The sequence below is a fragment of the uncultured Pseudoflavonifractor sp. genome (assembly GCA_904419835.1).
Classification (GTDB): domain Bacteria; phylum Bacillota; class Clostridia; order Oscillospirales; family Oscillospiraceae; genus Pseudoflavonifractor.
Window position 1 is genome coordinate 20,273 of the sequence record CAJFTA010000006.1, and the last position, 13,679, is coordinate 33,951.

The following is a 13,679-nucleotide window of genomic DNA, read 5'->3' on the forward strand; positions in this document are numbered from 1 at the left end:
CGGTTATTCGCCCGCCTTCAGCCGGACGGGCAGCACCATATAGAGGAAGCTGTCTCCCCCGTCGTCGGGCAGGATGACGCAGGGGGACACGCCGGTGGACAGCTCCAGCCGCACCCGGTCGGCGGGGGCGGCCTTGAGGGCGTCCATCAGGTACTTGTTGTTGAAGCCGATCTCCAGGCCCCTGCCGTCGCCGGACACGGGACACTCGTCCCGGGCGTCACCGATGGCGGTCTTGGTGGAGATTTTCAGCAGGTTCTCCTCAAAGACGCAGCGCAGGGGGCTCTTGAGCTTGTCGCTGATGATGAGGGAGACCCGGTCGATGGAGGCCAGCAGAGCCCGGGTATCCCCCTCGATGTGGATGGGGTTGTTGCGGGGCACGGCCTGGCGGTAGGCCAGGAACTCGCCCTCCAGCCGCCGTGAGACCAGCATGGTGTCGCCCACCTTGAACATGACGTGGCGGGCGCCCTGGGTGACGGAGGCGGGCTCGTCCACCTGGGAGCAGATCTTCTCCACCTCGCTGAGGGCCGCGCCGGGCACCACGAAGGAGAAGGCGGCCTCCCCCTCCTTTTTGTCGATGGGCTCGTGCCGCAGGGCCAGCCGGTACCCGTCCACCGATACCACGGTCAGGCCGTTTTCATCCACCTCAAAGAGGGAGCCGGTATGGATGGGGCGGCTCTCGTTGTCGCTGACGGCGAAGAGGGTCTGGCCGATCATGGCCTTGAGCCGCTCCTGGGTGATGACAAAGGAGTTCTGATACTCCACGGTGGGCAGCTCGGGGAACTCCTCCGGATCGGTGCCCAGGATATTGAACTCGCTCATGCCGCACTTGATGTTCACCATATAGTTCTCAGCGGTGAAGATGACGGTGTCGTCGGGCAGCTTGCGGACGATCTCGCCGAAGAGCCGGGCGGAGAGCACCAGGGAGCCCTGGCTCTGAATGTCGGCGGGCACAATGGTGCGGATGCCGGTCTCCAGGTTATAGCCGGTCAGGCGCAGCTCGCTGCCCGCCTCCAGCAGAATGCCCTCCAGGGCGGGGATGGAGCTCTTGGGGGAGACGGCCCGGCTGGAGGTGGAGATGGCGGACTGGAGCAGGGCCTTCTCACAGGTGAATTTCATGGGATGGAACCTCCGTTTCCGTCTCTCCTCTCGGCGCGATCAGGAGAGGAGAGGCTATATAGATTCGTAGTAACCGTAGTAGGGAATGTGGATGTGGAAAAACGGCGGGAGCCTTAGGGCCGGAGGGCTTTGGCTGTCCACAGGGGGTGTGGAGAAAATCTGCGGCTTTCCACAGGGCGCGGGGAGAAGAAAAGTTGTCCACATCAGGCTTTTCCACATGTCCACAGAATGTTGATAAATCTGATTGCCCGCTGTAATCGGATGGATGCAGGAAATCCTGCATCAGAGGGTGTGATGGGCCAGGCCCTTTCCGCAGCGCAAAAAGGGCCCCGGGGGCTTATTCGTACCGGGCGTTGATGTTGGTGTTCAGGTCCTTGATGATCTCGGCCACCTCGGCGTTGGACTTCATCAGGTTCTCAATGCGCTCGATGGAGTGCATGACGGTGGTGTGGTCCCGGCCGTCGAACTCCTTGCCGATCTCCTTCAGGGACAGGGAGGTCATGCGCCGGATGAGGTACATGGCCATCTGCCGGGCCAGAGCGGTGTCCTTGGTGCGGCCCTGGCCCCGGAGGGCGTCGTTGTCGATGTTGTAGAATTTGCAGACCTCTTCGATGATCACGTCGGCGGAGGGGAGAAACTCGGCCTTCTCCTTGAACATGTCCTGGACGGCCCGGGTGACGGTCTTTACGTCCACGCTCTCGCCCATCAGCTCCTGGAAGGCCAGAATCTTGTTGACGGTGCCCTCGATCTGGCGGACGTTGGAGGTGATGTTGTCGGCGATGTATTTGAGCACGGGCTCGGGCAGATTCATGCCCCGGCGGATGGCCTTGTTCTTGATGATGGCCACCCGGGTTTCGTAGTCGGGGGGCTTGATGTCCACGGGCAGGCCCCACTCGAACCGGGTTTTCAGCCGGTCGTCCAGCCGCAGCATCTCCTTGGGGGGGCGGTCGGCGGTAAAGACGATCTGGCGCCCGGCCTCGTAGAGGGTGTTGAAGGTGTGGAACATCTCCTCCTGGGAGCTCTCCCGGCCGGCGATGAACTGCACGTCGTCCATGAGGAACACGTCGGCAGAGCGGAATTTCTCCCGGAACTCCTGGTTGCGGCCCTCCCGGATGGCCTGGATCAGCTCGTTGGTGAAGGCGTCGCCCTTGATGTACACCACCCGGAAGTCGGGGCGGGTGGCGTGGATCTTGTGGGCGATGGCGTAGAGCAGGTGGGTCTTGCCCAGGCCGGACTCGCCGTAGATGAACAGCGGGTTGTAGCTCTTGCCGGGGTTGTCGGCCACGGCCAGGGCGGCGGCGTGGGCGAATTTGTTGGAGGAGCCCACCACGAAGCGCTCAAAGGTATAGTCCTCGGTGCCGGGGAGGAAGGTGCTGTCCACGGGCTTGGCGGCCTCGGTGAAGTGGTCCAGCTCCCCTTCGCCCAGGACCTCCACCTGGAAGTCGGCGGCAAAGAGCTCGTGAAGGGCCTTCTGGATATTGGGGACATAGCGCTTGCGGATGATGTCCCGCTTGAAGTTGGTGGGCGAGTGGATGACGAAGCGGTCCTCCTCCAGGGCCACGGCGGTGCAGTCGTCAAACCAGGTGTTGATCGCCGTGGCGGTCATGTCCGCTTCCATGAGGGAGAGAACCTTGGCCCATATGTCGGCCGGTGAATTCACGGGTGAAACCCCCTTTTGCAAAAAAATGCGTCTCTTTGAGTATACCAAAAAAATACCTCCCTAGCAATGTTTTTTGCGCCTACACATCTTAAAAGAAATAAGTGGGTTTGTGGTATCTCTCTGTACACCCACAAGATATAGTGGGATGGAGAAAATTTTCTTGTTTTTCTTCCAAAAATAGTAGTTGACAGGGGATTTTGTTTTCGGTTATAATACCCAGTGCGCTATTATACCCGGTTTTGGGGTGTAAAGGCATGGCAATTGACGACCGCGGCCGGGCAAATTTCCGGCCGTTGTGGAGGGCGGCTCCGGCCGCTTTTTAAACGAACAGGAGGTGTAACACGATGGTTCGTACCTATCAGCCCAAGAAGCGCCAGCGTTCCAAGGAGCACGGATTCCGCAAGCGTATGCGTACCGCCAACGGCCGCAAGGTCCTGGCCCGCCGCCGTGCGAAGGGCCGCGCCCGCCTGACCCACTAAGGTGAAGGCACACAAGGAAATAGGGCTTTATTGAGGGGCGGAGGAGCTTAATCCTTCCGCCCCTGCGCAGCATACGGACAAATTGGCCCTGTTTTCCCTATTTTCCCGGCGGGGAGGGAGTACTCCCTCCCCAAAACCCGTCTCTTAAAGGAAGGCGCAGCATGGATCACACGGTCTCTCTCAAACTCAATCACGAATTCCGGCGGCTCTACGCCAAGGGAAAGAGCGCCGTGAACCCCTGCATGGCGGTGTACTGCCGGAAGAACCGGCTGGGCTACAACCGGCTGGGCTTCACCACCGGCACCAAGCTGGGCAAGGCGGTGGTGCGCAACCGTGTCCGCCGCCGGCTGCGGGAGGTATACCGCACCAACGAGGACAAGATCCGCCCGGGGTACGACATTGTGGTGGTGGCCCGGGTCCGGGCCTGCCACAGCCGGTACGCCGAGCTGCAGCGGCAGTTCCTCCGCACGGCGGACAAGCTGGGCCTTCTGGAGGGAAGCGGAACATGAAGGGGCTGCTGCTGCGGATGATCCGGTTCTACCGGCGCAGCATCTCCCCTCTGCGGCCCCCCTGCTGCCGGTTTATCCCCACCTGCTCGGAGTACGCTCTGGAGGCGGTGGAGAAGTACGGCGCGGTCAAGGGCGGGCTGCTGGCCCTGCGGCGGCTGCTGCGGTGCCACCCATTTCACCGGCAGAAGTCCATTGAGTACGACCCGGTCCCATGAGGCGGTCCGTCCGCCCCGGCGCCGGGCCGCCCTTTTGGCGTCCTGACGGAGAAAATCCCCCGCTTCAGCCCCGAAAATTCACTTTGGAGGCCATTCAATGCAAGGAATTCAGCTTCTCCTGACCCCTTTTGTATGGGTCCTGATGCTCTTTTACGAGCTCTTTGACAACTACGGCGTGGCCCTGATTCTCTTCGCCGTGCTGGTCAAGGTCATTTTGTTCCCCCTGTCCATCAAGGCCAAGCGGTCCATGATCCAGATGAACATGCTCAACGGCCAGATGCAAAAGCTCCAGAAAATGTACGGCAATAACCGGGACAAGTACAATCTGGAGGTTCAGAAGCTCTACGAGAGGGAAAAGGTCAACCCCATGGGCGGCTGCCTTTGGAGCATGCTGCCCGTGCTTATCCTCTTCCCCCTGTACGCCATTATCCGCCAGCCCCTGACCTACCTGATGAACCTGACCCCCGACGTCATCGCTGAGGTGGCCCAGGTGGTCAACTGGAGCACCGAGGCGGTGGCCCAGGGCTGGATCCGGGAGGCCGCCGACTTCGTCAACACCGGCTACAACCAGCTGTACCTGGCGTCTCTCATCACCCCGGACAACATCAGCGCCGTCCAGGCCGTGGCCGAGGGCGCACGGGTTATCAACTTTAACTTCCTGGGCCTGAACCTGGCCCAGATGCCCCAGTGGGAGTTCTGGACCTGGGATGTGGTGGACTGGGCCCACATCGGATTGTTCCTCATGCCCATTGTGTCCGCCGGATCCGGCCTGCTGTTCTCTCTGATTATGATGAAGACCAACGCGGTCAACAAGCAGAGCCAGAACGCCGCCGCCAACTCCACCAATAAGACCATGCTCATCATCTCCCCCCTCATGTCCCTGTGGATCGGCTTTGCCATGCCGGCGGGCCTGTCGGTGTACTGGATCAGCCAGAACGTGCTGTCCATGCTCCAGGAGTTCCTGGCCGGCAAGATCCTGAAAAAGGACTATGAAAAGGCCGCCGTCGAGGCCGCCCGCCGGGAGGCCGAGGAGAAAGAGGAGGAGAAGCACCGCCGGGAGGAGGAGCGGGCCGAGCGCACCCGCCGCATCGAGGAGGCCAAGCACAACAAGGGCAAGAAGAAGGGCCCCAAGGCCAAGGATGCGGATGAGAACAAGATTCCCGCCTCTGTCCGTGAGGCCAGCCGGGTGGGCATCCGGGCCTATGCCCGGGGCCGGGCCTACGACCCCTACCGCTTCAGCCCCGACGGCCCCACCCCCTACCATGAGCTGGACGGCGCTGTGACCGAGAATGCGGAGGACAAGAAGCTGGAGCGCAAGTCCGAGCGCCGGGAGGAGGCCGCCCTGGAGGAGGCCGCCGACCAGATGATCGTGGACGAGCTGAAGGCGGAGCAGGCCGTTCAGGTCCCCACCGAGGCCCCTGCCGGGGACGCCGGCACCACCCAGGCCCCCGGCTTTGAGACTCCCCGCTATGACGCCCCCGACTACGACGCTTCCGCCGAGGACGGAAAGCAGTCCTGATACTTTTCCTCGAAAAGGAGAGAAAACAGCCCATGCTGAAATATATTGAGAGCACCGGCCGCACTGAGGAGGCCGCCATCGAGGCCGCCCTTCAGAAGCTGGGAATGGACCGGGACGACGTATCCGTGGAGGTGCTGGAGCGGGCCAAGACCGGCTTTCTGGGCATCGGCGCCTGCCCGGCCAAGGTGAAGGTGACCTACGAGGCCCCCGACGAAGAGCCTGCGGAGGAGGAGAGGCCTGCTCAGCCCGCTCCGGCCGCCCCTGTGGCGAAGGAAACGCTCAAGGCGGTCCATGAGGCGCCCGCCGCCCCTGCCGCGGAGGAGAAGGCCCCCGCAGCGGACAAGCCCGCCCCCGCCCCTGTGGGGGATGACGAGCGCGCCCAGCGCATCCACGCCTTCCTCACCGGCCTGCTGGCCCACATGGGGTCGGACGCCGTCCCCTCCATCACCCTGGGTGAGGAGAACACCTACGAGGTGGAGCTGCTGGGCGAGCACCTGGGCGGCCTTATCGGCCGCCGGGGTGAGACCCTGGACGCCATCCAGCAGCTGACCAATTACGCCGTGAACCACGGCCAGTCCCACCGGGTCCGGGTCCACGTGGACGCCGAGGGCTACCGGGCCAAGCGGGAGGAGAGCCTGACCCGCCTGGCTCAGAAGGTGGCGGGCAAGGTAGTCAAGTACCGCAGGAATGTGACCCTGGAGCCCATGAACGCCTATGAGCGCCATGTCATCCACACCGCCCTCCAGGACTACCCCGACGTGACCACCTACTCCACCGGTACCGAGCCCAACCGCCGCACCGTGGTGGCCTACAGCCGGGGCGAGCACCGGGGCGCGTAATTTCATACAGAACACGGAGACGCGGGGGACAGGAGTCCCCCGCGTCAGTCTGTCGAAAAAGTGGCTTCCGCCACTTTTTCGAAGGAGCTTCATGAAATTTTCACCTCGATTTCTGATGAAATTGTCGGCAAAAATTTCATGAGTTCATTTGATTCCGTCATCTGCGGATGACGGAACTCTGCGAGGCTTCCCCTTCTGGGAGGTTTTTCGACACGCTGACGCGGGGGACAGGAGTCCCCCGCGTTTTTTCACATGGAAATATAGAGGGCTTGACGTCCGCACCCCGCCCGGCTATGATGGAGGTACAGCCCGCCTCTGCGGGAAGCGGAGCCCGGCGGAGGGAAAGCCGCCGGGGCCAAAACAGAAAGGGGAGCGCGCCATGTACGAGATTTCCAACTTTCAGAACAACGACGATGTGAAAACCCTGACCTCCATGGGACCCTTTACGGTGATCGAATATCAGCGCGACCTGAGCGTCCTGCCCGGGGACGCCCAGATGGCCTATTACTGCAACGCCATGAATGTGCGCAAGCGGCAGGTCATCTGCGACCTGAGCAAGGCCAACATCACCCTTCAGGCCGGAGCCATGCAGTGGATGCTGGGCAATGTAAACGCCACCACCGGCATCAAGGGCGTGGGGGACCTGTTCGGCAAGGCCGTGCGGGGCAGGGTTACCGGCGAGTCGGCCATTAAGCCGGAGTACACCGGCGACGGCCTGCTGGTGCTGGAGCCCACCTACAAGCATATTGTTCTGCTGGACCTGCGGGAGTGGAACGGCTCGGTGGTGCTGGACGACGGCCTGTTCCTGGCCTGCGACTCCAATCTGAAGCACAAGGCGGTCATGCGCTCCAACATCTCCTCTGCGGCAGCGGGCGGCGAGGGGCTGTTCAACCTGGGCATCATGGGCGAGGGCGTGCTCTGCCTGGAGTCGGAGTGCCCCAGGGAGGAGATGGTGGAGATCACCCTCCACAACGATGTGCTGAAGATTGACGGCAACATGGCCGTGGCCTGGAGCGGCAGCCTGGACTTTACGGTGGAGCGGTCGGGCAAGAGCCTCATCGGTTCGGCGGCCTCCGGCGAGGGACTGGTCAATGTGTACCGGGGCAGCGGCAAGGTGCTGATGGCCCCAGTGATCCACGGCTTTGCGTAATATCCCTGCAAAAACGCGGCGTCTCAAGAACGAGACGCCGCGTTTCTATCTTTTTTATGCCTGGGGCGCGGGGGGATTGCCGCCGCCCTCCCCCTTGGGCCGGGGACGGTACCGGCGGTGGCGGTGCCGGGTGGGCTTTTTCTCGCCGCCCTCGGCGGCTGGCGCCGGGCTCACTGCCTCGGCGGGCTTGGCCTTGGGCTGCTGGGCCTGCTGCGGGGGGCGCTCCTGACGGGGCCTGTCCCCCCTGGGCTTCTGCTGGGGCCTGTCCGCCCGCTTCTCCTGGCGGGGCTTGCCCTCGGGCAGGGCCCTGGACTCCTGTCTCTTCTGTTCCCCGCGCCTGGGCTCCTGCTTTTTCTGGGGCCTGCCCTCCTGGTTCTGGCGGGGGGGCTGCTCGCTCCTGCCCTCGCCGCCCTTGTTCCGGCCGCGGCCGCGGCTCCGGCCGGACTTGGCCCCCTCCGCCTGCTTCTCCTCTCCGGTTTGCACAGAGGCGGTGAGTCCCAGGCCGGTGAGGGCGGTGCCCAGGCTGCTGCGCAGCTTCTCCTCCGGGTCCTCGGGGGGCGGCGTCACCTTGCGCAGCTTGGCCAGCTCCTCGGGCGGCGGGGCCACGTACCCCTCCGGCCGCTTGCCCTTGCCGTTGCGCACCACGCAGATCTCGCAGTTGTGGAAGCAGCGGGGGGACTCGGGCGCGTCGTCCAGCCGGACCTTCACCGTCTCCCGCAGCAGGTTTACCTGGGACACGGTGCCCACGCCCTCGGGCGTCTCCACAAAGCTCTCGTTCTTGGGCATCCGCTTCACCGCGTCCTCATAGGCGTCCTGCTCGTACTTCAGGCAGCACATGAGCCGCCCGCAGGTGCCCGAGATTTTTGTGGGGTTGAGGGACAGGCTCTGGGTCTTGGCCATCTTGATGGACACGGGCTGGAAGTCGTCCAGGAAGGAGGCGCAGCAGAAGGGACGGCCGCAGATGCCCAGGCCGCCCAGCATTTTGGCCTCGTCCCGGACGCCGATCTGCCGCAGCTCAATGCGGGTGTGGAACACGCCGGCCAGGTCCTTCACCAGGGCGCGGAAGTCCACCCGCCCCTCGCTGGTGAAGAAGAAGAGAATTTTATTTCCCTCGAAGTTGTACTCCACCTCCACCAGCTTCATGTCCAGCCCGTGATCGGCGATCTTCTCCTGGCAGATCTGGAAGGCCTTCTTCTCCTTTTCCCGGTTGCGGGCCACGGTGTCCAGATCTTTTTCGGTGGCGATGCGCACCAGGGGGCGGAGGGGGGCCACCACGCTCTCGTCCTCCACCATGGTGTTGCCCTTGACGCACTCGCCGTACTCAATGCCCCGGGAGGTCTCGATGATGACGCCCTGTCCGGCCCGGACCTGGGTGCCCCTGGGGTCGAAGTAGTACTCCTTACCTCCGCTCTTGAAGCGGACGCTGATGATTTCGGTCATAGGTACCTCCAGCGCCCACCTGGGCGCACGTTCAGAATAAGCCTTCCCCCTGGGGGGAAAGCGGTCCGCAGGGCCGGATGATGGGAAATCATCCCCGGCAGCGGACCAGGCCGGCGCACAGCCAGCCGGCCAGGTGCCCGGCGCCTACGTTAAAGGTACAGGCGGCGCGCAGCCGCTCCAGCACGTCCGTGGCGGCGAGCATGGCCCTGGGAGACAGGGCCCGGGCTGCCTGTGCGGCGGCGGAGCGGCGGTCGGGGTCGGCCTCGCCGCAGTCCCCGCCGGCGCGGAGCACCAGGGCGTGGCGCAGCAGCAGAATCCCCTCGGAGAAGAGCGCGGACAGACTGTCCCGGTCCCACTTCTCCAGGGAGATACAGAATTCCATCCATGCCAGCTCGTCCCCGGCGGAGAGCCGGGCAATGAGCTCGGGCGCTGCGCTGCGGGCCTGGACGCCGGTATCCCCGGCGCCCTCCAGCTCTGCCACGGCCCGGCCCAGCAGGCCCTCGCACCGGCGGGCCGCCCGGACAATGTCCTCCCGGGCCCTGTCCGGGTATCTGCGGGCGAGCCAGTCCTCCGCCTGGGCCTCGGTCACCGGCGACAGCGCCAGCGTCTCGCACCGGGACCGGACGGTCTGGAGCAGGGCGGCGGCGTTGTCGGTGAGGAGGAGGAAGGCGGCGTAGGGCGGTCCCTCCTCCAGCAGCTTGAGCATGGCGTTCTGGGCGCTGGCGTTCATGGTCTGGGCGTTTTCCAGAATGTACACCTTGCGCCCGGCCTCGTTGGGGCGGACGTAGGCGTCGGCCCGGACAGCCCGGACCTGGGCCACAGTGATGTCCTTGCCGTCATCCCCGACGGCGGAGATATCCGGGTGAATGCCCCCCATGGCCTTGCGGCAGTCGGGGCAGGAGAGGCAGGGCCTGTCCCCCTGCTCACGGCATACAAAGGCGGCGGCCAGGAGCCGGGCCAGGGTGCGCTTGCCGCTCCCGGCCGGGCCGCTGAGGATGTATGCGTGGGACAGGCCACGGCGGGCGGTCTGGGCCTCCAGCTGCCCCTTGAGGGCGGCGTTGCCCGCCAGAAGGCGCAGGTTCATCAGACGCGCTCGAACCGCTCGATGTCCACCACGAAGATGGTGGCGCCGCCCACCAGCACCTCCACCGGCATGGAGGGGTAGTACCCGTAGCTCATCTCGGTGGTGGTGGGGATCAGCTCCTTGCGGCTGTGGGAGTGCTCCTTGATAATATCAATCACGGCCTGGACCTTTTCCTCGTCCACGCCCACCATGATGGTCACGTTGCCCGCCATGAGGAAGCCGCCGGTGGTGGACAGCTTGGTGGAGGAGAAGCCCGCTTTGGTCAGGGCCTGGGTGACGGCGTTGGCGTCGTCCCGGTTGATGATGGCAAGAATCAGTTTCATGGTAATCCCTCCTAAAGGAACAGTGAGCGAGAGGGCGGGCCTGCCTGCCACACACTTACAGGCAGAGCACCCGGCAGCCCTCTTTTTCCATATTATAACCTATCTCCGACAAATATGCGAGATGTTTTTTCCCGATTTCCTCCCCCGGCGCCACCACGGGCACCCCCGGCGGGTAGGGGGCGATCTGGGCGGCGGACACCCGGCCCTCCGCCGCGGCAAAGGGCACGGTCTCCCAGGGGGCGAAGCGGGCCGCCCTGGGGGAGCACACCAGCCGGGGCAGGGGGGGCGGCGGCGGGAAGGGGCTGTCCCCGGCTGGCGGCGGGTTCACCCGGGAAATGGCCCCGGCGAGCCGGGCGAAGTCGGCCGGCGTGTCGGCGCAGGTGGGGATAAACACCACGTGGCCGGCGTCCGCCATCTCGGGCCACACCCCCAGCTCCTCCAGGGCGGCCTGGACGGCAAAGCCGTCCCCGGTGCGCAGCACAAACCGGGCGGGGTCCAGAGGGGCCATGGACTCGGTCAGGGAGGGGAACCGCCGCCGCAGGTCTGCCATCAGCGCCGCGGCCCGCTCATAAGCCGCCGCTCCCTCGCCCTCCATCCAGGCCCGGGCCAGGTCCAGGCTGGCCATGAGCACATAGGAGGGGCTGGAGCTGCCGTACAGAGACGCGGCGGACCGCAGGGCGGCGTGGGTAAGGCCGCTGCCTTTTCCCGACAGCAGCAGGGCGGTCTGACCCAGGGCGGGGAGTGTTTTGTGGGCGGACACCACGGCGATGTCCACTTTCTCCATGCCCGTGTACCCTAGAAAGGGCAGGTGGGCGCCGTGGGCGGCGTCCACCACCAGCTTTCCACCCCGGGAATGGATCATGTTAGCCAGAGCGGGCAAATCCGACAACACACCGTAATATGTGGGAGAAGTAATACAGAGCGTCTTGACTTCCGGGTGGGAAGCCAGCAGGTTTTCCACATCACGGGGGTCAATTGGCCCGGTGACGCCGGACTCCGTCAGCCAGGGCCGGGGGAGAAAGACGGGGTGCAGGTCCAGCAGGGCCAGGGCGTTGTACACCGACCGGTGACATCCCCGGTCCAGCAGCACGCTGTCTCCGGGACGGCAAGTGAGGGTAAGGGCGGTCAGCATGCCCTGGGTGGAGCCGCCGGTGAGAAAGAGGCACTCTCCCATCCCCAGAGCGTCCCGCCACAGGTTTTCCGCCTCCCGGATTGGTCCGTCCCCGGCGAAGAGGTCGCCGGTGGGAGGCAGCTCGGTGAAGTCGATGGCCGCCAGGGGGGAGAATTCAGGGGCGGGCATGGCGCGGCCCTTGTGGCCGGGCATGTGCATCCGCAGGGGGTCCCGGGCGGCAAAGGCCCGGAGGGCATCGTAGAGGGGGGTGGGTCCCATGGCGTCATCTCCCGGAAAAAAGTTTCCTCCAGTATATCAAAATCCGCCCCGGCCCGCAAGGCGGAGCGCCACAGCCTTCCCCCAGACAGAAAGAACCCTTCCTTAACCCGTGGTGGCATTTGCGAAGCAAATGACGGATGAGAGGAACGGTCTCCGACGGGGTACTTTTCTCCGGCGAAAAGTACCCAAAAGCCGCCAGAGGGACACAGGCGCGGAGGGGCCCTTTCAGGGCCAAACGCGCCCGTTTCCCCCTGGTACCCCCTTCAGAGACGCGTCCTGCGGCGGTGCAATTCATCGGCCACCAGACTTGAAAGCAGTTGCTTGCCGGTTCGGTGCTCTGCATGCTGTTCCCCTTCTGCCCGAGCAGAGTTACCTTCCCAGACTTGAAAGTTTCTGCAATTCATTGGCGATCTCAATGCCGCTCCAAGTCTCTGCGTTTTGTCTCAGTCACACCCGAGGCAAGCCTTTCATGGGGGAAGGCGGAACATGTTTGCAGTGATAAAAAAGCACGGCAAAAAGCCGGCCTGCGGACAGGCCGGCTTTTTGCCGGGAAAGAAGGAAAGAAGAAACGCGGCCCGTATGACGGAACTTGCTCAAGGCTCCGCCCGGGCTTGGGAAGAGTCAAGAGAGAGAGGTATCATCTCTGTTGACACACATATCATACCCAATTAAACTGAAATCAGTCTGAAAAAACTGGGAACATTTTGTGAACGGCGGCAGGCAATTTGTGAACATTCTAAAAAGACGGCCCCCGGCGGGATTTTTCCCGCCGGGGGCCGGTTTCGTCAGCCTTATTCCAGATAGATGGCCCGCAGCCGCTCCAGCTTCCGGCCGTTGAAGCCCATGGGACCGGAGAGAAAAGCGTCCATAGAGCCGAACCGCTGGTCAATCTCCTCCAGCATCAGCTCCAGGCACCGCCGGTCCACCCCGGCAGTGGCCCGGATGGCGGGCATCAGGGCATCCGCCCCGCCGGGGCAGCTCCGGCGGACGTAGTCCTCCACCAGGGAGAGCTCATGGGCCAGGTACTGGTTGGTGAGGAGAAAGTCCTCCATGACGGCCTCCCGGTCCGCCCCCAGGGCGGAGAGGAGCAGGGCCGCGCCGATGCCGGTGCGGTCCTTGCCGGCGGTGCAGTGGAAGAGGAGGGCGTGCTCCCCGTCGTTTTTCAGGGCCAGATCCAGAAAGGCACGGTAGGCCTCCATGCCCCAGGCGGTAAAGAGCAGCTCGCAGTAGGACTTGTCGCTGAAGGTGCCCGCCCTGGCCATCTCCACCAGCAGGGCGGCGAAATCGCTGCGGCCCTGCTCGGCCACCGACCGGGCGGCCCGGCTCATGCCGCCGCCGTTCTCGTCCAGCACCAGCAGGTGGTAGAAGGACGCGCCCCGGAAGGCCGGATCGGGCCGGGCATTGGCCTCCTTCAGGGTGCGGAAATCCGCCACCCAGGCCAGACGGTAGTCCTGGGCCAGGATGCGGCGGTCCTCCTCCGTGGCGTCACAGAGAGCGCCGGTGCGCAGCAGCAGGCCGTGCCGCACCTTCTTCCCCCCGGCGGCGGGAATACCGCCCAGCTCGCGGGCGTTTTTCACTCCGGTAAGACCGATGGAACCGGGCAGTTGGGACATGAACCGTCACTCCTTTTTCTATCTGCGGCAGGAAATTGCTCCGTATGGGAAACGTCTTTTTGCCTCGGCCGAAGGCTAAAGCACAACGCAGAGACTCCGTGCGGCGTTGAGATCGCCGATGAATTGCAGAGAGTGGCAAGTCTGGGCGGGTAACGCTGCTCGGGCGTGGCAGTAACGGTACGCAGGGTACCGAACCGGCAAGCAACGACTTTCAAGTTTGGCGGGTCATTGGACGCCGCCGCCGCAGAACGTACTCCGAAAGGGGTCCGGGGAAACGGGGGCATAAGGCTTGCAAAAGCCGCCTGCCCCTGTGTCCCCGGCGGCTTTTGGGTACTTTTCGCC

13 protein-coding genes are annotated in these 13,679 nt (G+C 64.2%); 6 read left to right on the plus strand and 7 right to left on the minus strand.

Annotated elements, in window-relative coordinates:
• Positions 1-3: 3 nt before the first annotated feature.
• Positions 4-1,116: a DNA polymerase III subunit beta gene (dnaN, locus tag QZY67_RS01880; RefSeq protein WP_295368279.1), complete on the minus strand. Its 1,113-nt coding sequence runs from the start codon at positions 1,114-1,116 to the stop codon at positions 4-6.
• Between the two features lie 337 nt (positions 1,117-1,453).
• Entirely contained in the window at positions 1,454-2,776 is a 1,323-nt protein-coding gene (dnaA, locus tag QZY67_RS01885; RefSeq protein ID WP_295368280.1) for a chromosomal replication initiator protein DnaA, read from the minus strand.
• A gap of 344 nt (positions 2,777-3,120) precedes the next feature.
• Here dnaA and rpmH point away from each other — a divergent pair, with 344 nt between their 5' ends.
• The 6 genes from rpmH to QZY67_RS01915 all read left to right on the plus strand — a co-directional run bounded on the left by rpmH (position 3,121) and on the right by QZY67_RS01915 (position 7,487).
• Entirely contained in the window at positions 3,121-3,255 is a 135-nt protein-coding gene (rpmH, locus tag QZY67_RS01890; RefSeq protein WP_006570963.1) for a 50S ribosomal protein L34, read from the plus strand.
• 161 nt (positions 3,256-3,416) lie between these two features.
• A complete protein-coding gene (gene rnpA / locus QZY67_RS01895) occupies positions 3,417-3,764 on the plus strand; it encodes a ribonuclease P protein component (RefSeq protein ID WP_294534879.1) in 348 nt (115 codons plus the stop codon).
• Positions 3,761-3,979 (plus strand): membrane protein insertion efficiency factor YidD, encoded by a 219-nt coding sequence (yidD, locus tag QZY67_RS01900; protein ID WP_294534881.1) that lies wholly within the window; start codon positions 3,761-3,763, stop codon positions 3,977-3,979. The genes rnpA and yidD overlap by 4 nt, the downstream gene beginning before the upstream one ends.
• Positions 3,980-4,076: 97 nt before the next feature.
• Entirely contained in the window at positions 4,077-5,498 is a 1,422-nt protein-coding gene (locus QZY67_RS01905) for a YidC/Oxa1 family membrane protein insertase (RefSeq protein WP_295368282.1), read from the plus strand.
• A 32-nt stretch (positions 5,499-5,530) separates the two neighbouring features.
• Positions 5,531-6,337: an RNA-binding cell elongation regulator Jag/EloR gene (gene jag / locus QZY67_RS01910; RefSeq protein WP_295368283.1), complete on the plus strand. Its 807-nt coding sequence runs from the start codon at positions 5,531-5,533 to the stop codon at positions 6,335-6,337.
• A 379-nt stretch (positions 6,338-6,716) separates the two neighbouring features.
• A complete protein-coding gene (locus tag QZY67_RS01915; RefSeq protein WP_294534890.1) occupies positions 6,717-7,487 on the plus strand; it encodes an AIM24 family protein in 771 nt (256 codons plus the stop codon).
• A gap of 54 nt (positions 7,488-7,541) precedes the next feature.
• On the opposite strand, the gene ricT is transcribed toward QZY67_RS01915, so the two are convergent.
• The 5 genes from ricT to QZY67_RS01940 form a co-directional block, all read right to left on the minus strand.
• Positions 7,542-8,927, minus strand: coding sequence for a regulatory iron-sulfur-containing complex subunit RicT (gene ricT / locus QZY67_RS01920; RefSeq protein ID WP_295368284.1), 1,386 nt, complete (start codon positions 8,925-8,927; stop codon positions 7,542-7,544).
• Between the two features lie 88 nt (positions 8,928-9,015).
• Positions 9,016-10,011 (minus strand): DNA polymerase III subunit, encoded by a 996-nt coding sequence (locus tag QZY67_RS01925; RefSeq protein WP_295368285.1) that lies wholly within the window; start codon positions 10,009-10,011, stop codon positions 9,016-9,018.
• On the minus strand, positions 10,011-10,334 hold the full coding sequence (locus QZY67_RS01930; RefSeq protein WP_294534899.1) for a cyclic-di-AMP receptor: 324 nt from the start codon (positions 10,332-10,334) through the stop codon (positions 10,011-10,013). Before QZY67_RS01930 ends, QZY67_RS01925 begins: the two co-directional genes overlap by 1 nt.
• Positions 10,335-10,389: 55 nt before the next feature.
• A complete protein-coding gene (locus QZY67_RS01935) occupies positions 10,390-11,724 on the minus strand; it encodes an aminotransferase class V-fold PLP-dependent enzyme (protein WP_295368287.1) in 1,335 nt (444 codons plus the stop codon).
• 791 nt (positions 11,725-12,515) lie between these two features.
• Positions 12,516-13,337 carry a tyrosine-protein phosphatase gene (locus QZY67_RS01940; protein ID WP_295368288.1) on the minus strand — a complete coding sequence of 274 codons (822 nt, stop codon included), beginning with the start codon at positions 13,335-13,337 and terminating at the stop codon, positions 12,516-12,518.
• Positions 13,338-13,679 lie beyond the last annotated feature (342 nt).